Here is a 26,234-nt window from a genome sequence, read left to right as displayed (position 1 = left end):
TGATTCCTAAGAAGGAGTCAAGCTTTTTAGTTGAATGCTTAAGAAAAATGAGAAAATAGAAAAAATTATTTTCTTGAATAGAAGTACTTGACCTGATGTTCGTTTGCTTGTATTATACTACTTGGGCACCTTTAAGAAGGTCAGAAGTTTGAACGAACTTACAAGCTCCCTATTCGTAATGGATAGGGAGCTTTTCTATTTTTGTTTCTTTTTTATTTGGAGAAACGTAAGAGTCTCAAAGTTGTTTTACTTCTCTCTACAAAATATTATCAAAGAAAGGGTTTTTAACTATTATGACAAAATACATCTTTGTTACAGGTGGCGTGGTTTCTTCTATCGGAAAAGGGATTGTCGCAGCATCTTTAGGACGATTATTAAAAAATCGTGGATTAAAAGTAACGATTCAAAAATTCGATCCATATATTAATGTGGATCCGGGGACAATGAGTCCTTACCAACATGGAGAGGTTTTTGTCACAGATGATGGTGCCGAAACAGATTTGGACTTAGGTCACTATGAACGTTTTATTGATATTAACTTAAATAAATACTCAAACGTAACCACTGGAAAAATTTATTCAGAAGTCTTACGTAAAGAACGTAAAGGGGAATACTTAGGTGCAACAGTGCAAGTTATTCCACACATTACCAATGAAATCAAAGAAAAAATCATGCGTGCAGCGAAAATGACGGATGCCGATGTGATTATCACAGAAGTAGGTGGTACTGTCGGCGACATCGAATCATTACCTTTCCTAGAAGCATTGCGTCAAATGAAAGCTGATATGGGTAGTGACAACGTAATGTACATCCATACAACCTTGATTCCTTACTTAAAAGCGGCTGGCGAAATGAAAACTAAACCAACACAACATAGTGTCAAAGAATTAAGAAGTTTAGGGATTCAACCAAATATTTTAGTGGTCCGTACGGAATTACCTGTTTCTCAAAACACTAAAAACAAATTAGCACAATTCTGTGATGTTAATCCAGAAGCGGTAATTGAATCTCGTGATGTTGAAACATTGTACTCCATTCCATTAGCACTTCAAGCACAAAACATGGATCAAATTGTTTGTGATCATTTAAAATTGGATGCACCGGCTGCAGACATGACTGAGTGGCGTGCATTAGAAGAAAAAGTTCTTAACTTGAAAAAGAAAACAAAAATTGCGCTGGTTGGTAAATATGTTGAATTACCAGATGCCTATATTTCTGTTGTAGAAGCATTAAAACATGCTGGGTTTGATTTTGATTCAGATATCGAAATTGATTGGGTTGATTCACAAGAATTAACTGCTGAAAATGTCGCTGAAAGAATTGGCTCAGCAGATGGTATTTTGGTTCCTGGTGGTTTTGGTGATCGTGGAATTGAAGGAAAAATTGAAGCGATTCGTTTTGCTCGAGAAAATGACGTACCATTCCTTGGTATTTGTTTAGGTATGCAAATGGCCTGTGTAGAATTTGGTCGTAACGTTGTGGGCTTAGAAGATGCTGGTTCTGCAGAAACTAATCCTGACGTGACAAATAACATTATTGATTTAATGGCAGATCAAGAAAACATTGAGAATTTAGGTGGCACACTACGTTTAGGTTTATATCCATGTAAATTGAAAAAAGGAACGAAAACTGCGGCAGCATACGGAAATGAAGATGTTGTCCAAGAACGTCACCGTCATCGTTATGAATTTAACAACAAATACCGTCAATTATTTGAAGAAAATGGCTTAGTCTTCTCTGGAGTTTCACCAGATAATCGTTTAGTTGAGATTGTTGAAATTCCTGAAAAACAATTCTTTGTGGCTTGTCAATTCCACCCAGAATTAATTTCTCGTCCAAATCGCCCACAACGCTTAATCAAAGGATTCGTTGGTGCAGCTTTGGCAAATAAAGAAAGTAAATAAGTAAAAATGGACGAAGTGATTCAGTTCACTTCGTCCATTTTTAATCTAAAAAAGTACGGGGCTCATGATGAGCCCCGTACTTTTTATGCTGCTTTATTTTCGTCTGGTTTAGAACTACTTTCAGGTGGTTGCGGTGGTTCTTGTGAACTAGAACTTGATGGTTCAGGTGGTTGTTCCGATGTTGCCGGTTGCTCTGCTGAGGAAGAGCTTGCCGGTTGTTCGGTTGATGGTGGCGCTTCAGAGGAAGAAGGCGCACTTTCTGAACTAGAACTTGATGAACTTTCCGCTTCTTTTGTGGAAGAGGATTCCACCGTACTGCTAGATTCCGGCTGTGGTGCTGAAGAGGTAGTACTTGGTAAAACTTGTACATTTGGTACCTCATAGGCATCTTTTACGTATAATTCATTACCTACCCGCACAACACTGTCTGGCTGCACCCAGTCATCGTTTGAAACATTTTGAGACAAGTAACTCATTATTTCACGATAAACATCTGAGGCAATTCCATAGTATTCTTGATAGATTGGTGTATTTCGATCATTGTATCCAGTCCAAACAGAAACGGCATAGTGTGTTGTATAACCAACAAAGGTACTATCCGGGGCAATTCCTTTTTCTGCTGTGCCCATTCGCGCTAAATCTTCATCAGTATAGTTAGAAGTCCCTGTTTTGGCCGCTTGGATTAAGCCTGGAATGGCGCCGTTAAATCCTGTTCCGCCGTTTAAAACATCTTTTAACATATCCGTCATCATATAGGCGGTAGAGTCTTTCATCGCACGTTTACCATCAGGTTGATAATCAACGCTAGTTCCATCATTGAAAACGACTTTGTTTACGTAATACGGTTTGTTATAAATCCCGTTATTGGCGAAAGCCGCATAAGCTGCTGCTAACTTCAATGAGGAAATCCCGTATTTATCGCCATCTACATCGCTTGTGTTACTTGAAATGGCATTTGACGCTTCTAAGTTTTTATAGTCAATTCCTAGTCCTTTAATGAAAGGCATGATGTTTTCTTTACCAACTTCATCAAACGTCTGGACCGCGGTTGTGTTACGAGAACCCATAATCGCACGGCGCATAGTAATGACGCCTTGATATGTTAAATCAGAGTTGAAGACATCAATGTCGGTACCAGGATATTTCGTTGGTTTATCCACCATGAGGCGACCTGTCGAATAATTTAAATTCTCAATTGCGGGACCATAATCCATGATTGGTTTCACGGTTGAACCAACATCACGTTGGGTGTTAACAGCTAAATTGTTTCCTAATTGCACATCATCAGGAATGTGACGACCACCAATTTGTGCTCGGACTTGTCCAGAGGCAACATCAATAACGGTTGAAGCCACTTGCATTTTATCATCTGGAAACGCAACGTATTGATCACTGTTGACAATATCGTAAAGTTGTTTTTGGGCATTCATATCTAAGTTTGTGTAGATATCTAGTCCGTCTGTGTAAACATTTTTACCAGTTTTTGCTTTCACTTCATTGATTACTTCTTTGACGTAATTATCTACGACTTTTCGATTGTCATCACTGGCTTTTAATGGCACTAAGCCTTCATCGATTGGGGTAGCTTTGGCTTTTTCGTACTCTGCTTTCGAGATTTTTTTATTGTCGTACATTGTGTAGAGTACAACATCCCGGCGTTCTTTAGCAGTATCTGGTTTTGTATAGGGATCGTATGAGTTTGGCGCTTGTGGCATTCCTGCCAGTAGGGCCGTTTGTGGTAAATCAAGTTCAGATAAATGTTTACCATAATAATTTTCAGCCGCTGTTTCCATTCCATAAAAACCATTCGCCATGTAGACTTTGTTAATGTAGTAAGTTAAAATTTCTTCTTTTGATTTTTCACGTTCTAAACGAACAGCCATCCATGCTTCTTGTGCTTTCCGTTTCAAGGTTTGGTCAGATTCTTTTGTAGAGAAGTAGGACAATTTAATTAATTGTTGGGTTAAGGTACTTCCGCCTTGTAATCCACCATTTTTGACATTTGAAAGGGCAGAACCGATAATCCGAATCGGATCCACACCAATGTGTTTATAGAAACGACGGTCTTCGACAGAAACAATGGCATCTTTTAATAATTGAGGCACATCATTTGGTTGAATTAATTCACGCTTTTCTGCGCCTAAATCCTCAAAAATTTCATTATTAATATCGTAAAGCTTCGATGAAACTGTCGCATTCAGTTTGTCATCTTCTAATTTTGGGGCTTGTCGTGCATAGAACCAAAAAAGACCAACGCCTGCTAAAAAAGCGACCATCCCAGCGATAAGTAAGCCAAGAAAGATTTTTAAAACAAGCCGTTTTTTCTTTTTCGGCGGTTGTGTCTTTTTCTTGTAACTCGACTTCGATGAGGTGTTGGATGCATGTCTAGCAGCTCGCGAGCCTGAATTTGAGGTTGGCATAAATAGCAACTCCTTTGTTATACTTTCAAAACTTTATGAATCTAGTGTGTCTGAATATATTGTTCCACTGCGTCGAGATAAGGGATTCGCGGTGCGATTCCAAAAGATAATTCAATTCCTTCTTTCTCGATGAGTGCAAGCGGCATAGTTTTTTTTCCAGTAACTGCTTGGTTTTTCCAATGCGTTATTAGATTTTCACCACTAAAAAAGAAGCAGCGTTTTAAGCTTGAAAACCATAATAGCACAAAACAAATCCCTTGTTGTGCTATACATTGTTCCATATGATCAATTTGATGTTGATGAAAATTTTTAAAGGGAAAGGACGTGGTGTTTTTCGTTTCTTTCGCTTCAAAATCTATGTAACGGCCTTGATATACACCGTTATAATCAGTCGTTGAAGCTTGTCTAAAGTAGGCCTCCTTAATAACAGCCGCACTTCGTTTGGGATAATCTACTTTAACAATTTGAACAGGAGTGGGTTTCTTATGAACGACTGCTTGCTTATTCAATAGATAATATTGATTGCTTTGATTGATCGCTTCTTCGAAATCCATCCCACGATTACCAAATTCAACGGGGCGTTTCTTTTTTACTTGTTTTTTTGGTGATTGTGCTTCATGATGATTATAAGGTATTCCGTTAGGATAATGGAACGTCACGTTTATCACACTCCTAGCCTGTATTATACCAAAAAAAAGACCTGAAAGAAAAGGGATGACTTATGGAAATGATAAAAACCCTCTATGTCACCGGTTATCGCAGCTTTGAATTGGGGATATTTCAAGGAAAAGACCCGAAAATCACAGTTATTAAAAATGTCTTAAAAAAAGAGTTAGCCAGTTATATTGAAACGGGAGTAGAATGGATTTTGATTTCTGGTAATTTAGGTGTTGAACTTTGGACAGCTGAAGTAGTTGGGGAATTAAAAACGGAATATCCAGAAGTTCAGCTAGGTTTACTTTATCCGTTTAAAGACTTTGGCAATAATTGGAATGAACAAAATCGAGAACTGTTAACGAAAGCGGAAAGTTTGGCTGATTATATCAACTCAGTAAGTCACCAGCCCTATCAATCGCCAGCACAATTAAAAATGCATACAAAATTTCTTTTGGAACATTCTGGGGGCAGCTTACTTATTTATGACAAAGAGTACCCTGGCAAAACGGAGTATTTTTTAAAGGATGCACAACATTTTTCGGAACGAGAACCCTATGATATTCGCTTAATTACAATGGATGATTTACAAAACTCGGTGATTGATTAGAGAATCTGTTTGATTTTCTAGCTATTTTTCGTTACAATAGTATTTGTGGAACTATGAAATTTTCTATCGTAAATAAACAAATGAGGTGTAAACATGGCAAATTTAGTATATAGTCCTAAAGACATTTTACAAAAAGAATTTAAAACGAAAATGATGAACGGGTATGACCCAATTGAAGTAGACGAATTTTTAGACAATGTTATTAAAGACTACGAAGCTTATAATAAAGAATTATTAAGCTTGCAAGAAGAAAACAGCCGCTTAATGGCAAAATTAGACCAATTATCAAAAGCCCAACCAACGCCTCGTGTTGCTCAAGAAGTACCAAAAAGTGCAGCAGTGACCAACTTTGATATTTTAAAACGTTTATCAAACTTAGAGCGTGAAGTTTTTGGTAAAAAGTTAGATGAAACACCTTCAACGCCTGTAACGCCTTCTGCACCGTCAATGACTGCAGAACCAGCGAACCATGATGTTGATAATGCACAAACACGTCAATTTTAACAAGACAATTTAAGTCAAGTTTTCACGAGGAACAGAAAGCATTTGTTAGAATAGCGGACACTTGTTGTAGTGTGTAAATTTTTGCTGTTCGTTTAAACAGATTTGTAATTTTCGGGTGATCGCGGTTTGCTTTTGCAAGCTGAGGAAAGTCCATGCTCGCACAAGCTGAGATGCTTGTAGTGTTCGTGCTTAGCGAAATCATAAGCTAAGGTACTCTTTTAGAGTAACGGCAGGAAAAATGACTAAGGTTTCGACTATGTCAAAGTATCCTTGAAAGTGCCACAGTGACGAAGCGATGTGGGAAACTCCATCGGTGGAACGCGGTAAACCCCTCGAGCGAGCAACCCAAACAATGGTAGGGGCGCTCTTCTAAAGGAAATGAACGAGTAGAAGAGGCAGAGTTTACTCTGCAGATAGATGATGACCGTCACCAATTTTTCCTGAAGAATTGGTGATACAGAACATGGCTTATAGAAAATTACAAGTAATTCAGGAAGACCTTCCAACGTAGTTGTGAAGGCTTTTTTTACGAAAAGAATAAAAAAATGTTAAAATAAAGAAACTGAGATAAAAGTAGTAAGCTGTCTGTTCTAAAGAGGCCGGGACAGGACCGTTTAGTTCAGAGAAAGCGGACAATTACAAAAAACAAGCGGAGCAGTAGTCGGCAGGACTGTTAGCTTCAGACAATAAAAAAGAGTCAAGAAGGAGTTTTTATGACGAAAGAAAAAACATTCAAACTTGTTGCAACAGCTGCTAGTGGCTTAGAAGCATTAGTTGGAAAAGAATTGCGTGATTTAGGGATTCCCTGTGAAGTAGAAAATGGCCGGGCCGTCTTTGAAGGCACTGTTGAAACAATTGCTACTGCCAATTTATGGCTACGGACAGCAGATCGGATTAAAATCGTCGTTGGCGAATTTAACGCCTATAGTTTTGATGAATTATTTGAAAAAGTTAAAGCACTTCCTTGGGAAGATTATTTGCCTTTAGATGCAGAATTTCCAGTTGCAGGTAAATCAATTAAGTCAAAATTGTATAGTGTTCCTGATTGCCAAGCCATCACCAAAAAAGCCATTGTTAACCGTTTAAGAGAAGTTTACCATCGTCCAGCGACGGTGCCTTTAACCGAAACAGGAGCTTTGTTTAAATTAGAAGTGGCTCTTCTAAAAGATAAAGTGACGTTGACGTTGGACACGACTGGGCCAAGTTTATTTAAACGGGGCTATCGCATTGAAAAGGGGGGCGCACCTCTTAAGGAAAACATGGCAGCTGCTTTAGTGATGTTGACCAATTGGCGCAAAGATCGTCCTTTTTATGATCCAGTTTGTGGTTCTGGAACAATTTGTATTGAAGCAGCATTAATTGGCCATAACATTGCCCCTGGCTTTAATCGTAGTTTCACTTGTGAAACATGGGATTGGGTTGATCCAGCAATTTTTGAAAAAGTACGTAACGAAGCCGAGGCAAAGGCAGACTACGATGTTGAGTTAGATATCTGTGGTTCAGATGTTGATGGGCGAATGATTGAAGTCGCACGAGCGAATGCTGAGGAAGTTGGTTTAGGTGATTCAATTACCTTTAAACAATTGGCCTTAAAAGATTTTACAACCGAGAAGGAATATGGTGTAATGGTAGCTAACCCGCCTTATGGTGAGCGTTTAGGAGAAGAGGAAAGTGTTCGTCGTTTGTATAAAGAAATGGGCCATGTTTTCCGTCCGTTAACTACTTGGAGCAAGTATATACTGACGAGTGATCTTGCTTTTGAAGAATATTATGGTGCCAAAGCTACTAAAAAACGGAAGCTTTACAACGGAGCCTTACGAACAGATTTATTCCAATACTGGGGAACACGTCCACCAAGAAAACCACGGGAAGACTAAGAAAGCTGGTGTAAAAAAATGAAGGAAGCTGTATTTTTACAAGAAGTGAAAGAAATTCAATTACTAAAAAATGCCTTGACATTATTAGACTGGGATTCATCAACTGGGATGCCAGAAAAAAGTAGTCCTTTTCGAGGAGAAGTAGAAGGGTATTTAACCGGATTATATTTTGAACGAAGTATTGGCCCAGTTATTCAAGAAGCATTGGCCTATTTTGAGACACGCCCTGAAGAATTATCTGAATTAGGGAAACTGGTTTTTGAAAAAGTAAAAGAAGAATATGCTTTGAATAAAAATGTTCCAGCTGAACGTATGCAAGAATATGTTAAAGTATTAAACCAAGCACATACAGATTGGCTAAAAGCACGCGCTGCACAAGATTTCGGCTTGTTAGAAGAAACCTTAACGAAGGTCGTTGCGTTCCAAAAAGAGTTCATTCCTTATTGGCAAAAAGAAGAAAAAACACCGTACGATGTGTTATTAAATCAATTTGAACCGGGGATGACGGTTGAGAAGCTAGACCAAGTATTCGACCAAGTAAAACAAGGGATTCAAGAGATTCGGACCGTTTTAGAGGAAAAAGGTACGCCGCCTAGAACTGACTTTTTATCTAGAAAAATGACCAAAGAACAACAACGTCGTTTTGTGATTGGTGTGGTTGAGCAATTAGGCTATGATTTTTCAAAAGGCCGATTAGATGATACAGTTCATCCATTTATGACAGCTCTAAATCGAAATGATGCGCGGATTACTACGCGCTGGGAAGAAAATAATTTCTCAATGGCAACATTTGGTGTGATTCATGAAGCGGGTCATGGGATGTACGAACAAAATTTTGATCCTAAATTTGACTTTACGCCACTAAGTGAAGGCGCCTCTATGGGGATTCACGAATCACAATCGCTCTTTAATGAAATTATCATTGGTAGCAACCGGGCTTTTTGGCAAAAACAATACCCGTTTTTCCAAGACTGCGCAGAAGGTACTTTTGATGATATTGCTTTTGAAGATTTCTATGCTTCTTTAAAAGAAACGAAAGCAAGTTTGATTCGGATTGATTCCGATAGTCTCACCTATCCTTTGCATATCATTATTCGTTATGAAATTGAGAAAATGTTGTTTAATGGTTCTTTGGAAGTCGCTGATTTGCCAACAGTGTGGAACGAAAAATACCAAGAGTACTTAGGCGTATCACCTGAAAATGATTTAGAAGGTGTCCTTCAAGATGTTCATTGGTCTGGAGGTAGCTTTGGTTATTTCCCATCTTATGCCTTGGGTTATATGTATGCCGCGCAACTATTTCACGCAATGAAAAAAGAATTATCTGTTGATGAAATTTTAGCTTCGGAGGATTATTCTGATATCCGTAAATGGTTAACACAACATATTCATCAGTACGGCGCTTCACGTAAACCAAATCAATTAATTTATGATGCAACGGGAGAAGAATTGAATCCTAGTTATTTAATTGATTATATGAAAGCTATTTATTTTGATGTTTATCAAGTGCAATAAGTGAAACAAGCAAGGGGAAGTGGACAACAACAATGTTATCAATTCGTGAATATTTAGAAGCTGGTGAAACAACAATCTCAAACTTACTATTTGATCATTACCAAAAAATTGGTTTGAAAGATGATGAATTTCTCTTTTTACTGCAACTTTTTCGTTCGCAAAATGCAGGCGATTTATTTCCAGACTTAATGGCGATTGCAGAGACGATGGGTAAAACGCCAGATACGATTTATAAGTTGTTAAATCAATTGGTTTCTCGCGGATTTATTCGAATTGAAACACAACAAAACCAAAAAGGTCAAATGATGGATACGTATGATTTACTGCCTGTTTTTCAAAAGATTCAATTATTTTTACAAACGAGCAAAGAAAAACAAGTTGTCGCAAACCACGAAGATGAAATTAAACAGCTTTACCAAGGCTTTGAAAAAGAATTCGGACGTCCACTTTCACCAATTGAATTAGAAATGATTGGTCAGTGGTTGAACACGGACCATTATTCCCCTGAATTAATCCGGTTAGCGTTGCGAGAAGCCGTTTTAAATCAGGCCTATAGTTTGAAATATATTGATCGTATTTTACTTGCGTGGGAGCGTAAAAATATTACCACCAAAGAACAAGTGGCTGCTGATCAGAAAAAACGAAAAGATTCTATGATTCAAAATGAGATTGAACAACAAGGTCAGACACAAGAATCGTTGCCAAAGGTTACATTACACAATTGGTTAAATCCAGAAGACAGTGAATAAAAAGGAGGTGGGCCATGCTATCAAAAGAGAAAACGATGGAAGCTATTGAAATTATGTATGAGATGTTTCCAAATGCAGAATGTGAATTAAAACATAAGAATCCTTTTGAATTATTAATTGCTGTGATTTTAAGTGCGCAAGCAACCGATGTATCGGTAAATAAAGCGACTCCTGGTTTATTCGCAGCTTTTCCAACACCAGAAGCTTTAGCAGCTGCGCCGGTGGAGGAGATTATTGCTAAAATAAAAACCATTGGCTTATATCGCAATAAAGCAAAAAATATTAAAGCATGTGCACAACAACTTTTAGAACGTTTCAATGGAGAAGTTCCGCAAACCAGAGATGAACTGGTCAGTTTACCTGGCGTGGGGAGAAAAACAGCCAATGTAGTAATGGGAGATGCTTTCGGCGAACCGGCTTTTGCAGTAGATACACACGTGGAACGAGTGTCCAAGCGCCTTAGAATTTGTAAGCTAAATGCGAATGTTACTGAAGTTGAGCAGACCTTAATGCGTAAAGTTCCGAAAGAACTCTGGGTGAAAACGCACCATACCATGATTTTCTTTGGACGTTATCACTGCCTAGCAAGAGCGCCTAAATGTGAAGCCTGTCCGCTACTCTATATGTGTCAAGAAGGCAAAGAACGGATGAAAGGGAAATAACACATTTTTTCCTAAAAAAGCGAGCCACAAGTCCAACCGACTTGTGGCTCGCTTTCTTTTTTTTGATTTTTAAGAAACGCAACAAATGATTGCGGTTTCTTAAAAATTGATTTAGTATAGACAGTGTGGTATATACTAGAAAATTTATTTTTTTGAAGAAAGATAGGCGATGAAATGACAGAAAATGCACCCAAATTTAAGCAAATTTCTGCAGAAATTGAAAAGAAGATTCGAGACGGTCTGTATGTAAGTGCACAAAAATTACCTTCAGAATATGATTTAGCTAAAGAATATAACTGCAGTCGCTTGACCATCCGTAAAGCGATTGATGATTTGATCCGCAAAAATATTTTGGTAAAACGACATGGTAAAGGTAGTTATGTGATGTCGCAAGCGAAAATTCAAAGTGGTCGCGCTGGCTTACAAGGTTTTACTGAGGCAGCCAAAGCTTACGGGAAAAAAAGTCAGACAGAAGTCATTTCCTTTGAAGAAGTAGTACATCCCGCTGAGAAAATTCGGGAGGCGCTCCAAGTAGGCAAAAATGAGGCGATTTATGAACTGATTCGCCGCCGAATGTTAGACGGCGAGCCAATGACAGTTGAAAAAATTTATTTGCCACAGGCATACGTACAAGGCCATACGAAGCAAGACTTCGAGGGCTCTCTTTTCTGCTTAATCGAGAAGAACGTCGAGATTGCTTATTCGCATCAAGAAATTGAAGCAATCTTAGTTGAAGCGGAAATTTCAGAATTATTGAATGTTCCTGTGGGCCAACCACTTTTACAAGTCCACTCTATCACCTATGCGCTTGATGCAACTCCTATTTTATATGATGTCTCTTTATATCGAGCAGATCGGTACACGTTTAAAAACACACTGACCCGCTATAGCCCGTCTGAAAACAACCAAGTGGAGCTAGGAGGTTCTTGGAACGAATGAAGATAAAAGAAGAAATAGCCGCTCAAAAAGATTTATTTTATGAAGACTTAAACAAAATTATCGCGATTCGAAGTGTGAAAGGGTCGCCTAAAAAAGAGGCGCCTTTTGGCGAAGAACCGAAAAGAGCCTTGGAAGAAACGCTGAAACTGGCAGAGCGTTATGGCTTTCAAACTGAGATTGTCAATGACGCAGTTGGCTATGCGCAATGGGGAACAGCGGAAGAATATCTGGGAATTATTGGTCATTTAGACGTAGTACCAGAAGGGTCTGGCTGGTCAGTGCCGCCCTTTCAATTAACGAAAAAAAATCAACGTTTGTATGGTAGAGGAATTCTAGATAATAAAGGTCCTATCTTGGCTTGCCTGTATGGAATGAAATTACTGAAAGAACTTGGTTACCAACCAAAGAAAACCATTCGCTTAATGTTTGGCACGGATGAAGAAAGTGGGAGTGGAGATATCCCCTTATATTTAGAGAAGGAAAACGCACCCGTTTTTGGATTTACTCCAGATTGTAAATATCCAGTAGTTTATGGGGAGCGAGGGATTGTTAATTATGAAATCACAACGACCATCCCAGATGATTCAAGTGAACAAATTGGTCAGATTATGGGTGATCAAGCAAAAGACCACGTACCTGATCAATTAAGTGTGGTGATTGCGGGAAAAACAACAGCAATCATGGGAAAACGCGCCCCTTCCAATGCGCCAGAACTAGGCAAGAACGCGATTACTTTATTGGCACAGAAAATTAGCGAGGAACAGTTAGTCAAAGGAAATTTATTACAGTATTTCGACTGGTTAACCGCTAGTTTTCACGAAAAGCACTATGGCGAAGGAGTAGCTCTAGACTTTAAGGATCAGGATAGTGGGCAATTGATTTTAACGCCCTATGCGTTGGAAAAACGAGGACAGCAATTGGTGTTATCATTGGCCGTGCGTTATCCTGTTTCTATTACAGAAAACGAAGTAACCACGCAGCTAACGAAGGCACTATTTCCAGAAAGTGAAGTGACCGTCATCCGCCGCCTCCCTAGTACGCTGTTTCCAAAAGATGAGCGCAATGTTCAAAAATTAACCAAGGTTTATGAACAAATTACTGGCTTAGATGGGACGCCAGTCACAACTACAGGTGCTACGTATGCTCGTTTTATGCCGAATATCGTTGCTTTTGGTCCATCATTTCCTGGTCAAAAAGGCATTGCGCATAACCAAGATGAATATATGGATGAAAAAGATTTACTGCTTAATCTGGAAATCTATATGCAAGCGATGATTGCATTAACAGAAGCGTAAAACCAATAGAAGATACACGTATGAGAAGAAGCCAATGTGTTTCGTAGAGGTCGCATACGTGTATCTTCTATTTTTCTGTATAAAATTTCATTTTCAGTATATACAAAACAGTATATACTAGTTTATAATGGTGGAGAAATGTAAGCGTTAACGAAAGGGCGGATGGAAAATGACTTGGGGTGCAATTGCGACATGGCGGATGGCACATGATGGGTTACTAAAAGCTACAGAAGAATTACAACAAGGAGGTGCTGCAGGCACGGCCGTGGAACAATTAATTAAAGAAGTAGAAGACTATCCTTTTTATAAGTCAGTGGGCTACGGCGGTTTACCTAATGAGGAAGGGATTTTAGAAATGGATGCTGCCTATATGGATGGAGACACATTTGCAATTGGTGCTGTGGCAGGAATTACAGATGTTAAAAATCCGATTTCAGTGGCTAAAGCATTAAGTAAAGAGAAGTTTAATAGTTTTCGTGTTGGCACAGGTGCAACGAAATATTCAATGTTGCACGGTTTTGAAAGAAAGAATATGTTGACAGAACGCGCTAATCAATGGTGGCAAAAGCGTTTAAAAGAAATTCAGGAAAATCAGTTGAACCCCTATGATGGGCATGATACCGTCGGCGCTATTACGTTAGACCAAACAGGATCAATGGCAGCTGGCACTTCCAGTTCGGGACTCTTCATGAAAAAAGCAGGACGTGTTGGTGATTCACCACTGTCAGGTTCTGGTTTTTATGTTGATAGCGAAATTGGTGGTGCTGCGGCTACAGGCTTAGGTGAAGATTTAATGAAAGGCTGTCTTTCTTATGAAATCGTTCGTTTAATGGGGGAAGGGAGCTCGCCACAACAAGCATGTGATCAAGCCGTCTATGCTTTTCACGAAAAATTGACCCAACGTTATGGGAAAGCAGGAGCTTTTTCACTGGTGGCCATGAACAAACAGGGAGACTGGGGCGTAGCTACGAATGTGGAATTTACTTTTACGGTTGGTACTGATATGCAGCAACCAGAAATCTATATTGCAAATCCAGGCAAGAATCATACCACAGAGATTCAGCCGATTTCACAAGAATGGTTAGCGGCCTATGAAAAAAGAATCAAAGCACCAATTGAATAAATGAGGAGAGTGAAGGAACATGAGTAAAAAACAAATTTATCTTTTTTGTGATGCAGGGATGTCTACAAGTATTATGGTGAATAAAATGATGGAAGTGGTGGAAAAACATCAAATGCCTTTAATGATTACTGCTTTTCCTATTGCAAGAGCACAAGAAGTGGTTGAAGCAGAGAAGCCTGTTGCTATTTTATTAGGACCACAAGTCCGTTTTTTATTAGAAAAAACAAAAGAACAATTTGCTCCTCAAGGGATTCCTGTCGCTGCAATTGCGCCAGAAATTTATGGCATGATGGATGGCGAAAAAGCATTGAAAGAAGCGCTGCGGTTAATTAAGCAAAATAAAAAATAATAGATAGGAGTGACGACCGTGCAAAAATTTTTGGATTGGTTAGAGCGCGTATTGACCCCTTTGGCAAAAGTGATAGGAGAAAATAAGTATTTAGTAGCGATTCGTGATGGCTTCCTTTTATCAACGCCCTTGTTGATTGTTGGTTCGGTCTTCTTATTAATTGCTAATTTTCCTTTGCCACAATGGGATACTTGGATGTCTCATTTGCTTGGTAAAGACTGGGCGACAATGATGTCTGTTCCAGCTAGTGCTAGTTTTGATGTAATGACTATTCTGGCCGTTGTCGGTATTGCCTATAGTTTAGGGAAACAATTCAATGTGGATGCAATGCAAGCAGGAATTATCGCATTGGTTTCATTTTTTATTGTAACGCCTTATCAAACATTATTTACACCGGAAAATAGTTCAAAGGTTTATGAAGTTACTAGTTTACCTTTAAAATGGATGGGTTCCAGTGGCTTGTTTTTAGGAATGATTGTCGCATTAATTGCGACTCGTTTATTTGTGGCCATTGTTCGTAAAGGGTGGACAATAAAAATGCCAGAAGGAGTGCCACCAACAGTGGTTAAGTCTTTTGAGGCCCTGATCCCGAGCTTTTTAGTTGTTACTCTCATGTTTTTAGTCAATTGGCTGGCTGCTTTAACTCCTTATGGTAATTTACAAGATGTTATTTTTGAATTTCTACAAACGCCCTTATTGAGTCTTGGTAATACCTTAGGTGCAATGAGCATTGCTTATTTATTTTTACACTTCTTTTGGTTCTTTGGCATTAACGGAGGTAGTGTGGTTGGCGCAGTCTTTAATCCTGTTTTGCGGGCATTATCTGTTGAAAATTTACAAGCATTTAAAGACGGTCATGAAATTCCCAACATCATCACTGGACAATTTCAAGATATGTTTGCAACATTTGGTGGCGCCGGTTCCACACTCTCATTAATCATTGTGATGGTCTTATTCTGTAAAAGTCAACGAATTAAAAAGCTTTCGCAACTTTCACTAATTCCTGGTGTTTTTGGGATTAACGAACCAATCATTTTTGGGTTACCAATTGTTTTAAATCCAATCCTTTTAATTCCATTTGTATTAGTACCTGCGATTAATATTATTATTGCCTATTTTGCTATGGATTGGGGCTTAGTTCCATTGACGAACGGTATTCAATTGCCGTGGACGACCCCGCCAATTATCTCAGGATTTTTAGTCAGCGGTTGGCAAGGATCAATTCTGCAAGCTCTCTTATTGGTACTAGGAATGTTCATTTATTATCCTTTTATTCGAGTTATGGATGACCAATATTTACGTGAAGAATGGAAAGCACAAGAAGAAGAGAGTGAAGAAATTGATTTTGATTCCTTTGACTTCGATGATTTATAAAAAAGGAGGAAATAGGCGTGAAAAAAATCCTTTTAGTCTTAAACCACAGTTTAGCAGGATTTGGCAGTGATGAACAAGCTCAGCTGAAACCAAGTGGTAAAAAAGCTCCCTTAGGTCCAGGGGTAACATTGCTACCATTTTTACAGAAGCAAGGAGCGGAAATTGTTGCGACACTTTATTGTGGTGACCAATATTATTTGGAAAACGAGGAAGAGGTAGCAAAGAAATTTATTGGCTTTGCAAAAAAGTTTCATGCCGATGCGGTTCTTTGCGGACCTGCCATGCATTATCCTAATTTTGGAGAAATGGCCGCTCATCTAGCTTGTAAGTTTAATGCTGCAGGCATTCCTGCAATTGCAGCGATGGCAGAAGAAAATCCAGCAGTTAGTCACTATTATCAGCAAGTACCGATTGTGAAGATGCCCAAAAAGGGCGGCATTGGTTTAAATAATTCGTTTAAACAAATGGCGCAATTGGTCGTGGCAAAAGCAAATGGAAAAGAAACCAAACAGTTAGAAGAAACAAGTTGTTTTTAATTGTTGATAATCTAAAGAGAAATCCAGAATGAACACATGATTGTGTTCGTTTTGGATTTTTTGCTTTTGTTTAGCGAATGTATGTTCTATAATAGGGAGGCAGATAGGTGGGATTACGTGAAATCAACGAGAAAAATTGCGGTTCGTCAAGTGGTCGAATTTATTTTAAGGCGGGGAAGTATCGATTCTCGCCATGTGAGTGAACATACACCACAAGAAGGTAGTCGCCTTCATCGAATGTTGCAAAAGGAAGCGGGGAGCCTTTATCAAAAGGAAGTATCTTTAAAAATTGAGGTGCCTTTAAATGGCCATAATTATTGTGTAGAAGGTCGTGCAGACGGCATTTTTGTGAAAGAAACTGGGCAAGTGGTCATTGATGAAATTAAAACATCCGAGCCAGCGTTTGAAGAATTGCCGCCAGAAAAGGTCGAATTGTTTTGGTATCAAGCGATGTGTTATGGTCACATGTATTGCCAGCAAGAACAACTTTCTGAAATAATGCTGCAACTCACTTATTATCAGACCACCACAAAACAAATCACACGACAAGAACGCCATTTTACAGAAGCTGCATTAGCGGAGTTTTTTACTGATTTGATGAAGCGCTATGAACAGTGGGTAATTTTTAAAGAAGAGTGGCGTATTTTGAGAAATAAATCATTAAAAAATCTTAGTTTTCCTTACGGGGAGTATCGCAAAGGGCAACGAGAATTGGCGGTAGCCGTTTATAAAACAATTCTTAGTAAACAGCGGCTCTTCGTGGAAGCACCAACTGGAACAGGTAAGACAATGTCCACTCTTTTTCCAGCGATGAAAGCAATTGGTGAAGAAGAAGGTGAACGGATTTTTTATTTAACAGCTAAGACCATTACGCGGCAAGTGGCTGAAGATGCTGTCAAAGCGCTGTCCGAAAAACAAGCGCAAACTAAGAGTATTACGTTAACAGCAAAAGATAAAATTTGTTTTTTAACTGAACGAAATTGTACACCAGAATATTGCCCGTTTGCTGACGGCTATTATGATCGTTTAAATGAGGGACTGTGGGATTTATTGCAACATGAAAATCATTTAACGAGAGAGGTTATTGAACGGTATGCACAAAAGCACCAATTGTGTCCATTCGAGTTGTCGCTAGATGCAAGTCTTTGGTGTGATTTAATTATTGGCGATTACAATTATCTATTTGATCCAACGGTTTATTTACGGCGCTTCTTTGAAGAACCCCAAAGTGCAGAAGAGAATATTTTTTTAGTGGATGAAACCCATAATTTGGTTAATCGTTCACGGGAGATGTATTCGGCCGCTATTTCTAGGAATGCGGTTTTGCAAATTCAAAAAAGATTGCAAAAAGAATCTGTTCAATTAAAAAGAGCTTGTCAAAAAGTCTTAACTACGTTTGATGATATTGAAGCAATCTGTGAAGAAAAAGACACGGATTTTTTTGCCCAACGCGCGCCAATTGATTCATTAGTTAAACAGATACATCGATTAACAGAAGTAATTGCAGAATGGTTGCCAGAAAATCAACACATTGAGGAATTGGCGTCGATTCTCAGTTTTTATTTTGATTGTTTAAGTTATCTTCGAATCAGCGAGTATTACGACAACGGCTTTTATACGTCTATTTCTTTGCGAAACTATGACTGCGTTGTGAAACAATTTTGTGTCGATCCTGCTTATTTATTGTCACAACGATTAGATAAAGGGAAAGCGAGTATCTTATTTTCGGCAAGTTTAACACCTCTGAATTATTATCAAGAAGTGCTTGGTGGAGGTGAAGAAAGCCTACGTTATAGGATTCCGTATCCTTTTCCAGAAGAAAATCAATTGTTGATGATTGGTAGTCATCTTCAAACAACCTATAAAAACCGTGAAAAAAGTTATCCACAGATTAGTGAACTTTTAGGGAAGTTAAGTGAAACAAAAACAGGTAATTATTTAATTTTCTTCCCTTCTTATGCCTATATGGATGATGTCTATCAAGTATTTAGCCAACGCTACCCGCAAGTAAAAACTCAAATTCAGGGAACGGACTTAAACGAAAAAGAGCGAGAAGCATTTTTAGCTGAATTTAAAGAGAATCCTCAAGAAACTTTCATCGGTTTTTGTGTTTTAGGTGGTATATTTTCAGAAGGAATTGACTTGAAAGGTACCCGATTGATTGGTACGATAATTGTTAGTGTCGGGCTACCACAAATGAATCCGGAGCAAGAACTGATTCGCACTTTTTATCAAGAAGAGCGAGGGCAAGGGTTTCAATTTGCGTATCAAATTCCTGGCATGAATAAAGTCTTGCAAGCGGCTGGACGTGTCATTCGAGATGCGCAAGATAAAGGCTTTGTGTTGTTATTAGACGAACGATTTGAATTACCAAGTGTCCAGCGTTTCTTTCCGCCGCATTGGTTGGCGCATCGAAAGGCAAACACCAATGAACAACTCATTCAACAAGTGAAACAATTTTGGTTAAAAAATAAAGAAAACAAAGGAGGAAACAAATGAAGACCATTTTAGTCCTTCATACAGGTGGGACCATTTCCATGTCGAAAGTAGCAGGAGGAAGTGTTGCCCCGAATGAAAAAAATCCGTTGATGGAACAAGAAGCATTATTTTCTGGCAAGGTTCATTTAGTTGTCGAAGATATTTTTAATATTCCCTCACCACACGTGACCTTAGAACGGATGTTTCAATTAAAAGAACGGATTCAAAAAGCTTATTCTGAACCAATTGATGGCGTGGTTATTACGCATGGAACAGATACATTAGAAGAAACAGCTTATTTTTTAGATATAACCTTAGAGAAAAAAATCCCCATTGTTTTAACAGGAGCAATGCGGTCAAGTAACGAAATCGGTAGTGATGGCTTGTATAATTTCATCAGTGCTATTTGGACTGCTTGTTCAGACGAATCGTACGATAAAGGTGTTTTAGTCGTGATGAATGATGAAATTCATACGGCGCGTTATGTGACAAAAACACATACAACGAACGTAGCGACGTTTCGGACGCCAACTTTTGGACCAATAGGAACCATTGCGAAAGAACGTGCTTTTTTTGCGAAAGAGGTCTTACCGCAAGAAGTTTGCGATGTTTCTTCTGTGAAAGGAAATGTTCACGTAGTGAAGGCCTATGCGGGGATGGGTGAACGAATGTTTGAATTATTAAACACCCCAGAAACGGATGGGTTAGTAATTGAAGCGCTAGGCGCGGGTAATTTACCGCCAGAAACGCTCCCAGCATTACAAAAAATGCTAGACAACGGGATTCCAGTCGTTTTAGTTTCTCGTTGTTCCAATGGCATTGCTGAAGATATCTATGATTATGCTGGTGGTGGCGTTGGCTTGAAAAAAATGGGGGTCGTTTTTGCCCGTGGTTTAAACGGACCGAAAGCGCGGATTCGTTTAATTGTTGGTTTAAACAGCGAAAAAAATCCTACAGAGTTAAAAGAATTTTTGGAACAGTAACTAATTTTAAGGAGAAAATAAATGAAGCTGTTTGAACGCATTCATCAGGATACTGAAATTCGACAAATTTATGATGCAATTGGTCAAATGGAAGATGAAGAAGCTGGGTGGGCATACCATAATTGGTTTCATGTAACCAATGTCGTAGCCATGACGGAAATGATTTTGAAACAACTTGCTGTTTCAGAGGAGTATTTAGAGGCGGCAAAAATTGCGGCACTGCTCCATGATGTGGGTGCGCTACAAGGAAAAGCAGGACATGCACTTCGTGGGAAACAATTTGCAGAAGCATATTTTCGTAAGCAAAAGATTTGTTTGCCTTATCAAGAAGAAATTTTATCTTCTATAGAAAATCATAGTAATGGCTTTGATTCGGAAGAGTTAATGACACTAGCGCTAATCATTAGTGATAAATTAGATATTACAACCTCTCGTGTTGCCAAGGCTGGTTATTTCGTGCCAGGAATGCGGCAATTTCAATTTTTAAAGAAAATTGAAATTATGCTTTCAGAACAAGAGGTTTGTGTCTCGTTTACGGCAGAAGAAGAACTGGATTTAGAAGAATTAAATGCGTTTTATTTTATGCCAAAGGTTTTCAAAGCAATTGCCGCTTTTTCAGAAAAAATCCAACGCCGACCAATCGTTTTATTGAATAATCAAGAATGGCCGGTACCAAAACTAAAAAATCCTTCAACTGTTAATGAACAGTTGAAGGATTTTTTTAGCGATAATTATTAAACTCAAGAGCCATTGGTAAATCTAATTCTCGTAAAAGAGCCATGACTTTTTGTAAATCATCCCGACTTTTTCCAGTTACCCGAATTTTGTCTTCTTGGATTTGTGACTTAACTTTAATACCAGAGTTTTTGATAGCTGTGTTGATTTTTTTCGCATTTTCTTTATCAATACCACTGATTAAATCACCATATTGGCGAGCAGTACCGCCTAAGGCTTTTTCACTTTCTGAGAAATGAATATTTTTAATCGGAACATTGCGTTTGACTAATTTTCCAAATAAAATATCCTTCACTTGCTCGACTTTATAATCATCTTCAGCTACGACTACTAGTTTATCGTTTTCCAATTTAATATCAGCAATTGACCCTTTAAAGTCAAAACGATTTTTCAATTCTTTCAAGGCAATTTGAATTGCGTTTTTGACTTCCTCCATATTGACCTCTGAAACTACATCAAAACTTGCTTCTTTTGCAGCCATGTAAAAACCTCCTAAAATATTCTTTGCTTCATCATATCATGAAATAGTAAAAAAGGTTAGGCTAGAATCATTTTGAATAGAGAAATAAGAAGATCAATTTTTAGGGATATCTTCTCGCATTCTTTCATGGAAACGTTGCAAAAAAATTTTTTTCAATGTTCGCTTTTAGCCCCTTTTCTTTTAGGATAGAACCTGTTATTCTAAGTCAGAAGAATAGCGAAGGAGCGAAGAAAAATGAGTCGATTGGTTAGTACTTACCAAAGGAATGAATCGATAAAAAAAATAGCAGTGATGGCGATAACCGCTTTGACTTCTGCGGTCGGTTTGAATTTCTTTTTGATTCCGGCAAAAGTTTTTTCGGCAGGGATGAACGGAATTGCGCAAATCATTGCTACATTATTATATACAAATTTAGGAATCCATATTAATACAGGGATCTTCATTTTATTTTTAAACATTCCCGTCTTCATTCTAGGGTTTGTAAAATTAGGGAAACAATCAACGATTCTTAGTTTCATCAATGTTATTGGCATTTCCGTTGTCACTATGTTTGTGCCAATCGTAACAGTCACAACGAATCCTTTGATGAACGCAATTATGGGTGGTGTCTTAGTCGGCGTTGGCGCAGGGCTTTCATTGAAAATGGGCTTTAACACTGGCGGCATGGACATTATTTCACTGATTCTTTCAAAAACAACAGGGAAAACCGTTGGTAATTTTATGTTCTTATTAAATGGTATTATTGTGCTGTTGGCTGGTTTTGTATTTAACTGGGAAAGTGCGTTGTATACTATTATTTCTATTTACTGTTTGAGTCAGGTGGTCGACATGATTCATACCAGTCACCAAAAAGTCACAGCAATGATTGTCACTACGAGACCAGAAGCCGTTGCCTTAGAAGTTTCTCAACAAATCGCTCGTGGCATGACCTTGTTGCCTTCAATCGGCGGCTATTCAGGTGCAGAAGGTCGGATGATTATGATGGTCATTACTCGCTACGAACTCTATGATTTAGAACAAGCAGTTTACAGTATCGATGAGAATGCCTTTGTAAATATTTTACCAACACAATCGGTTTTAGGGCGTTTTGCCAATGAAGATGAACAACGGATTTTTCATAGTACAGGAACATTTCCTGAGCTTCAATCCTACAAGGTGAAACGTTATCCGCCAAAGAAAAAATTAAAATAGCAAGTCGGCCTTCAGGTCCCAAAGTCTTAACGGGAAAACTGGAGGTTTTTTTATAAAAATGAAGGTTATGTGAAAGAATAGACAAAAATTTTCTGAAAAAGGGAATTTTACTAGAAAAGTGTCAGGAATTCTGCTAAAATAGAACCGTTGGTTAGGGAACACCTAACAAATAAAGTTTTTAAAAACTTAGGAGGAATTTTTTATGCCAGTAGTATCAGGAGCAGAATTCTTAAAAGCAGCACGTAAAGGCGGCTATGCAGTAGGTGGCTATAACACAAATAACTTAGAATGGACACAAGCGATTTTAGAAGCAGCAGAAGCTAAAAAAGCACCAGTTCTAATCCAAACATCAATGGGCGCTGCTAAATACATGGGCGGCTACAAAGTAGCTAAAGACATGATTACTAATTTAGTAGACTCAATGAATATCACAGTTCCAGTAGCAATTCACTTAGACCACGGTGACTACGAAGCTGCTTTAGAATGTATCGAAGTTGGCTATACTTCAATCATGTTTGATGGTTCTCACTTACCATTCGAAGAAAACTTAAAATTAGCAAAAGATGTAGTTGAAAAAGCTCACGCTAAAGGTATTTCTGTCGAATGTGAAGTTGGTTCAATCGGTGGTGAAGAAGACGGAATCATCGGTACTGGCGAATTAGCTGATATCGAAGAATGTAAACAAATGGTTGCTACAGGTATTGACTACTTAGCATGTGGTATCGGTAACATCCACGGTCAATATCCAGAAAACTGGAAAGGTTTAGCATTTGATCACTTACAAGCAATTGCTGAAGCTGTCGGTTCTGATGTACCTCTAGTATTACACGGAGGTTCTGGTATTCCTCAAGAACAAATTGAAAAAGCAATTTCAATGGGTATCTCAAAAGTTAACGTAAATACAGAATTCCAATTATCATTCGCTAAAGCAACACGCGAATATATTGAAGCTGGTAAAGATTTAGAAGGTAAAGGATTTGACCCTCGTAAATTATTAGCACCAGGTAAAGCTGCAATCATCAAAGATGCAGAAGAACACATTGATTGGTTCGGTTCAGCTAACAAAGCTTAATCAACTAGTTACGTTAAAGACAGCCACAGCACGTGGCTGTCTTTTTTATTTTTTGTTATTTTTTCATTCTATTAAAATACCTGAGAAGTTTTCTTTTTTCTTAAGCTTGATTATGATAGAATGATTGGGTAGTTTATTTAGAAAACGTATATTACAGATAGGTGAGAATATAAATGAAAAAAATCGTAATCAATGGGAATCGTCCATTAAAAGGCGAAGTAACCATTAGCGGCGCCAAAAATAGTGTGGTCGCTTTAATTCCAGCTGCTATTTTAGCAGATTCGCCCGTGACTTTAGATGGCGTTCCTGACATTCAGGATGTTCACTCATTAATTGAAATTTTAGAAATTATGGGTGCTAAAATTACTTTTGAAAATAATACATTAATTATTGACCCAACAGAAGTTGTTTCTGTGCCAATGCCAAAAGGAAAAATCAATAGCTTACGTGCGTCCTATTATTTTATGGGCTCACTTCTTGGTCGATTTGGGGAAGGCGTTGTCGGCTTACCTGGCGGTTGTTACTTAGGACCTCGTCCAATTGATTTACATATCAAAGGATTTGAAGCATTAGGCGCTCATGTAACCAACGAACATGGGGCGATGTACTTGAGAACAGACGAAGCTGGCTTACAAGGAACACGAATTTTTATGGATATGGTATCTATTGGCGCTACAATCAATGTCATGTTAGCCGCAGTTAAAGCCAAAGGCAAAACGATTATTGAAAATGCTGCGCGTGAGCCAGAAATTATTGATATTGCTACATTATTAAATAACATGGGTGCAAAAGTTCGAGGAGCTGGAACGGATGTTATTCGGATTGAAGGTGTCGAAGAATTACATGGCTGTCGTCACTCGATTATTCCAGATCGAATTGAAGCTGGGACTTATTTAGCTATGGCAGCAGCTATGGGTGAAGGAATCAAGGTTCGAAATGTTATTTATGAGCATTTAGAAAGCTTCATTGCGAAATTGCAAGAAATGGGCGTTAAGATGACAATTGAAGAAGACATGATTGAAGTTCATCCATCACATGATCTGAAAATGACGACGGTGAAAACCTATCCGTATCCTGGGTTTGCCACAGACTTGCAACAACCGTTAACGCCATTACTTTTAAAAGCGCAAGGAACTGGTGAAATTATTGATACGATTTATGCTCAACGAAATAAGCATATTCCTGAGTTGGTGCGGATGGGGGCCGATGCTTCGGTTGAAGGCAATATGATTATTTTAAATGGTCCAAATCAATTGCACGGTGCAGAAGTAGTCGCCTCTGATTTACGGGCAGGCGCTTGCCTAGTCACTGCCGGCTTGATGGCTGAAGGTACGACCACGATTTATAATGTAGAATATATTTTACGTGGGTACGACCACATTATCGAAAAGTTAACTGCTTTAGGCGCTGATATTCAAATGCTAGAAACCGAAGAACAAGAAGGTCCGTTTGAGGTGGATCAATGAGCGACTATTTAACAATGGCTGAATTGGAAAACAGTACGTTAAAAGATATTTATGCGTACGCGAAAGAGTTTAAAATTCCTTATTATAGCCAAATGAACAAAAAAGAATTGTCTTTAGCTGTGATTCGTGCACAAGCTGAGAAGCAAGGGTTTTTCTTCATGGAAGGAATTTTAGATATTGTTTCTCAGGATGGTTATGGCTTTTTGCGGCCAATTAATTATGGACCAAGTGCAGAAGACATTTATATTTCTTCTTCTCAAATTCGTCGTTTCGGATTGAGAAATGGGGACAAAGTAGCTGGCAAGGCGCGTCCGCCAAAGGAATCAGAACGTTACTATGGACTCATGCATGTTGAAAGTGTCAATGGGAAAGATCCTGAAGAAGCGAAAGAGCGGCCACATTTTCCAGCGCTAACACCGTTGTATCCTGAAAAACAATTAACGTTAGAAACAACGGCTGGCAGATTATCAACACGAATGATTGATGTATTTGCCCCAATTGGTTTTGGGCAACGTGGTTTAATTGTAGCGCCGCCAAAAGCGGGGAAAACAAGTGTTTTAAAGGAAATTGCTAATGGGATTACAGAAAATCATCCTGATGTGGAATTGATTCTGTTGTTAATTGACGAGCGTCCTGAAGAAGTGACTGATTTAGAGCGAAGTGTTAAAGGCGATGTGGTTTCTTCAACTTTTGATCAACAACCACAAAATCATACGCGAGTTGCTGAATTGGTTCTGGATCGAGCAATGCGCTTAGTTGAAGACAAACGGGACGTAGTTATTTTAATGGACAGCATCACTCGTTTAGCAAGGGCCTATAATTTAGTGGTCCCGCCTAGTGGTCGAACCTTAAGTGGCGGAATAGATCCAGCTGCGTTTTTCAAACCTAAACGATTTTTTGGTGCTGCCAGAAATATCGAAGAAGGGGGTAGTCTGACTATTTTAGCCACGGCATTGGTGGATACAGGTAGCCGAATGGATGATGTCATCTATGAAGAATTCAAAGGTACAGGCAACATGGAGCTCCATTTATCTCGTGAATTAGCAGAACGCCGTATTTTCCCAGCAATTGATATTAAAAAATCAAGTACGCGAAAAGAAGAGTTGCTAATGACACCAGAACAACTAGAAGAAACGTGGAAATTGAGAAATAATATGTCAGGAGACTCGCTGGAATATACGGATCAATTCATAAAAATGTTGAAACGGACCCAAAATAATCAACAATTATTTGAAGTTTTCCATGATGTTTCGTTTGGCAAACAAATTAAAAGAAATCCAAAAAGATAATTGCATACCAACTGAAAACATGGTAAGA

At 38.5% G+C, this 26,234-nt stretch carries 23 protein-coding genes and 1 other RNA gene; 21 read left to right on the top strand and 3 right to left on the bottom strand.

What is annotated here, in order from left to right:
- The first annotated feature begins 293 nt into the window (after positions 1-293).
- On the top strand, positions 294-1,904 hold the full coding sequence (locus tag IGI97_RS09250; RefSeq protein WP_002357995.1) for a CTP synthase: 1,611 nt from the start codon (positions 294-296) through the stop codon (positions 1,902-1,904).
- Positions 1,905-1,987: 83 nt separating this feature from the next.
- Here the strand turns inward: IGI97_RS09250 and IGI97_RS09245 are convergent, their stop codons facing one another.
- Both IGI97_RS09245 and recU read right to left on the bottom strand, forming a co-directional pair.
- A complete protein-coding gene (locus tag IGI97_RS09245; RefSeq protein WP_438738483.1) occupies positions 1,988-4,324 on the bottom strand; it encodes a PBP1A family penicillin-binding protein in 2,337 nt (778 codons plus the stop codon).
- Positions 4,325-4,365: 41 nt separating this feature from the next.
- Entirely contained in the window at positions 4,366-4,983 is a 618-nt protein-coding gene (gene recU, locus IGI97_RS09240; RefSeq protein WP_438738481.1) for a Holliday junction resolvase RecU, read from the bottom strand.
- Positions 4,984-5,045: 62 nt separating this feature from the next.
- Here recU and IGI97_RS09235 point away from each other — a divergent pair, with 62 nt between their 5' ends.
- The 16 genes from IGI97_RS09235 to IGI97_RS09160 all read left to right on the top strand — a co-directional run bounded on the left by IGI97_RS09235 (position 5,046) and on the right by IGI97_RS09160 (position 20,710).
- Entirely contained in the window at positions 5,046-5,588 is a 543-nt protein-coding gene (locus IGI97_RS09235; protein ID WP_002369608.1) for a DUF1273 domain-containing protein, read from the top strand.
- A 93-nt stretch (positions 5,589-5,681) separates the two neighbouring features.
- Complete coding sequence (gene gpsB / locus IGI97_RS09230; protein ID WP_002357990.1) at positions 5,682-6,092, top strand: cell division regulator GpsB; 411 nt, start codon at positions 5,682-5,684, stop codon at positions 6,090-6,092.
- Between the two features lie 107 nt (positions 6,093-6,199).
- Positions 6,200-6,568, top strand: an RNA gene (rnpB, locus tag IGI97_RS09225) — RNase P RNA component class B.
- Between the two features lie 237 nt (positions 6,569-6,805).
- Positions 6,806-7,969 carry a THUMP domain-containing class I SAM-dependent RNA methyltransferase gene (locus tag IGI97_RS09220; protein ID WP_002357989.1) on the top strand — a complete coding sequence of 388 codons (1,164 nt, stop codon included), beginning with the start codon at positions 6,806-6,808 and terminating at the stop codon, positions 7,967-7,969.
- Positions 7,970-7,987: 18 nt separating this feature from the next.
- The gene (locus IGI97_RS09215; RefSeq protein WP_438738478.1) at positions 7,988-9,484 is read left to right on the top strand and encodes a carboxypeptidase M32; all 1,497 of its coding nucleotides are present in this window, start codon (positions 7,988-7,990) and stop codon (positions 9,482-9,484) included.
- 32 nt (positions 9,485-9,516) lie between these two features.
- Positions 9,517-10,233, top strand: a complete 717-nt coding sequence (locus IGI97_RS09210; RefSeq protein WP_002357986.1) for a DnaD domain protein — start codon at positions 9,517-9,519, stop codon at positions 10,231-10,233.
- Between the two features lie 14 nt (positions 10,234-10,247).
- On the top strand, positions 10,248-10,895 hold the full coding sequence (gene nth, locus IGI97_RS09205; RefSeq protein WP_002357985.1) for an endonuclease III: 648 nt from the start codon (positions 10,248-10,250) through the stop codon (positions 10,893-10,895).
- 174 nt (positions 10,896-11,069) lie between these two features.
- A complete protein-coding gene (locus tag IGI97_RS09200) occupies positions 11,070-11,834 on the top strand; it encodes a GntR family transcriptional regulator, LSA1692 subfamily (protein WP_002357984.1) in 765 nt (254 codons plus the stop codon).
- Entirely contained in the window at positions 11,831-13,129 is a 1,299-nt protein-coding gene (locus tag IGI97_RS09195; protein WP_438738476.1) for a Sapep family Mn(2+)-dependent dipeptidase, read from the top strand. Before IGI97_RS09200 ends, IGI97_RS09195 begins: the two co-directional genes overlap by 4 nt.
- A 169-nt stretch (positions 13,130-13,298) precedes the next feature.
- Positions 13,299-14,252 (top strand): N(4)-(beta-N-acetylglucosaminyl)-L-asparaginase, encoded by a 954-nt coding sequence (locus tag IGI97_RS09190; protein WP_375804682.1) that lies wholly within the window; start codon positions 13,299-13,301, stop codon positions 14,250-14,252.
- 19 nt (positions 14,253-14,271) lie between these two features.
- Entirely contained in the window at positions 14,272-14,601 is a 330-nt protein-coding gene (locus IGI97_RS09185) for a PTS sugar transporter subunit IIB (RefSeq protein WP_002357981.1), read from the top strand.
- A gap of 18 nt (positions 14,602-14,619) precedes the next feature.
- A complete protein-coding gene (celB, locus tag IGI97_RS09180; RefSeq protein WP_002384702.1) occupies positions 14,620-15,975 on the top strand; it encodes a PTS cellobiose transporter subunit IIC in 1,356 nt (451 codons plus the stop codon).
- A 17-nt stretch (positions 15,976-15,992) separates the two neighbouring features.
- A complete protein-coding gene (locus IGI97_RS09175; RefSeq protein ID WP_002360563.1) occupies positions 15,993-16,511 on the top strand; it encodes a GrdB-related putative oxidoreductase in 519 nt (172 codons plus the stop codon).
- Positions 16,512-16,547: 36 nt separating this feature from the next.
- Positions 16,548-19,010, top strand: a complete 2,463-nt coding sequence (locus tag IGI97_RS09170) for a helicase C-terminal domain-containing protein (protein ID WP_375804683.1) — start codon at positions 16,548-16,550, stop codon at positions 19,008-19,010.
- Positions 19,007-19,972 (top strand): asparaginase, encoded by a 966-nt coding sequence (locus IGI97_RS09165; protein ID WP_438738474.1) that lies wholly within the window; start codon positions 19,007-19,009, stop codon positions 19,970-19,972. The genes IGI97_RS09170 and IGI97_RS09165 overlap by 4 nt, the downstream gene beginning before the upstream one ends.
- 21 nt (positions 19,973-19,993) lie before the next feature.
- Positions 19,994-20,710 carry an HD domain-containing protein gene (locus tag IGI97_RS09160; protein ID WP_438738472.1) on the top strand — a complete coding sequence of 239 codons (717 nt, stop codon included), beginning with the start codon at positions 19,994-19,996 and terminating at the stop codon, positions 20,708-20,710.
- On the opposite strand, the gene IGI97_RS09155 is transcribed toward IGI97_RS09160, so the two are convergent.
- Positions 20,694-21,188, bottom strand: coding sequence for a YajQ family cyclic di-GMP-binding protein (locus tag IGI97_RS09155; RefSeq protein ID WP_002357974.1), 495 nt, complete (start codon positions 21,186-21,188; stop codon positions 20,694-20,696). The two genes, IGI97_RS09160 and IGI97_RS09155, sit on opposite strands and share 17 nt — an antisense overlap.
- 234 nt (positions 21,189-21,422) lie before the next feature.
- Here IGI97_RS09155 and IGI97_RS09150 point away from each other — a divergent pair, with 234 nt between their 5' ends.
- From IGI97_RS09150 to rho, 4 genes are all read left to right on the top strand, one after another.
- A complete protein-coding gene (locus IGI97_RS09150; protein WP_002381974.1) occupies positions 21,423-22,379 on the top strand; it encodes a YitT family protein in 957 nt (318 codons plus the stop codon).
- 202 nt (positions 22,380-22,581) lie between these two features.
- Positions 22,582-23,451: a class II fructose-bisphosphate aldolase gene (locus IGI97_RS09145; protein WP_002357972.1), complete on the top strand. Its 870-nt coding sequence runs from the start codon at positions 22,582-22,584 to the stop codon at positions 23,449-23,451.
- A gap of 173 nt (positions 23,452-23,624) precedes the next feature.
- A complete protein-coding gene (locus IGI97_RS09140; RefSeq protein ID WP_002357969.1) occupies positions 23,625-24,917 on the top strand; it encodes a UDP-N-acetylglucosamine 1-carboxyvinyltransferase in 1,293 nt (430 codons plus the stop codon).
- Positions 24,914-26,206 carry a transcription termination factor Rho gene (gene rho / locus IGI97_RS09135; protein WP_002357968.1) on the top strand — a complete coding sequence of 431 codons (1,293 nt, stop codon included), beginning with the start codon at positions 24,914-24,916 and terminating at the stop codon, positions 26,204-26,206. Before IGI97_RS09140 ends, rho begins: the two co-directional genes overlap by 4 nt.
- The last annotated feature ends 28 nt before the right edge of the window (positions 26,207-26,234 follow it).

Origin of the sequence: Enterococcus sp. DIV2419 (assembly GCF_051711865.1) — a bacterium.
Taxonomy (GTDB): domain Bacteria; phylum Bacillota; class Bacilli; order Lactobacillales; family Enterococcaceae; genus Enterococcus; species Enterococcus faecalis.
Note: the sequence above shows the minus strand (reverse complement) of the source record. Positions and strands in the feature narration are given on the sequence as shown.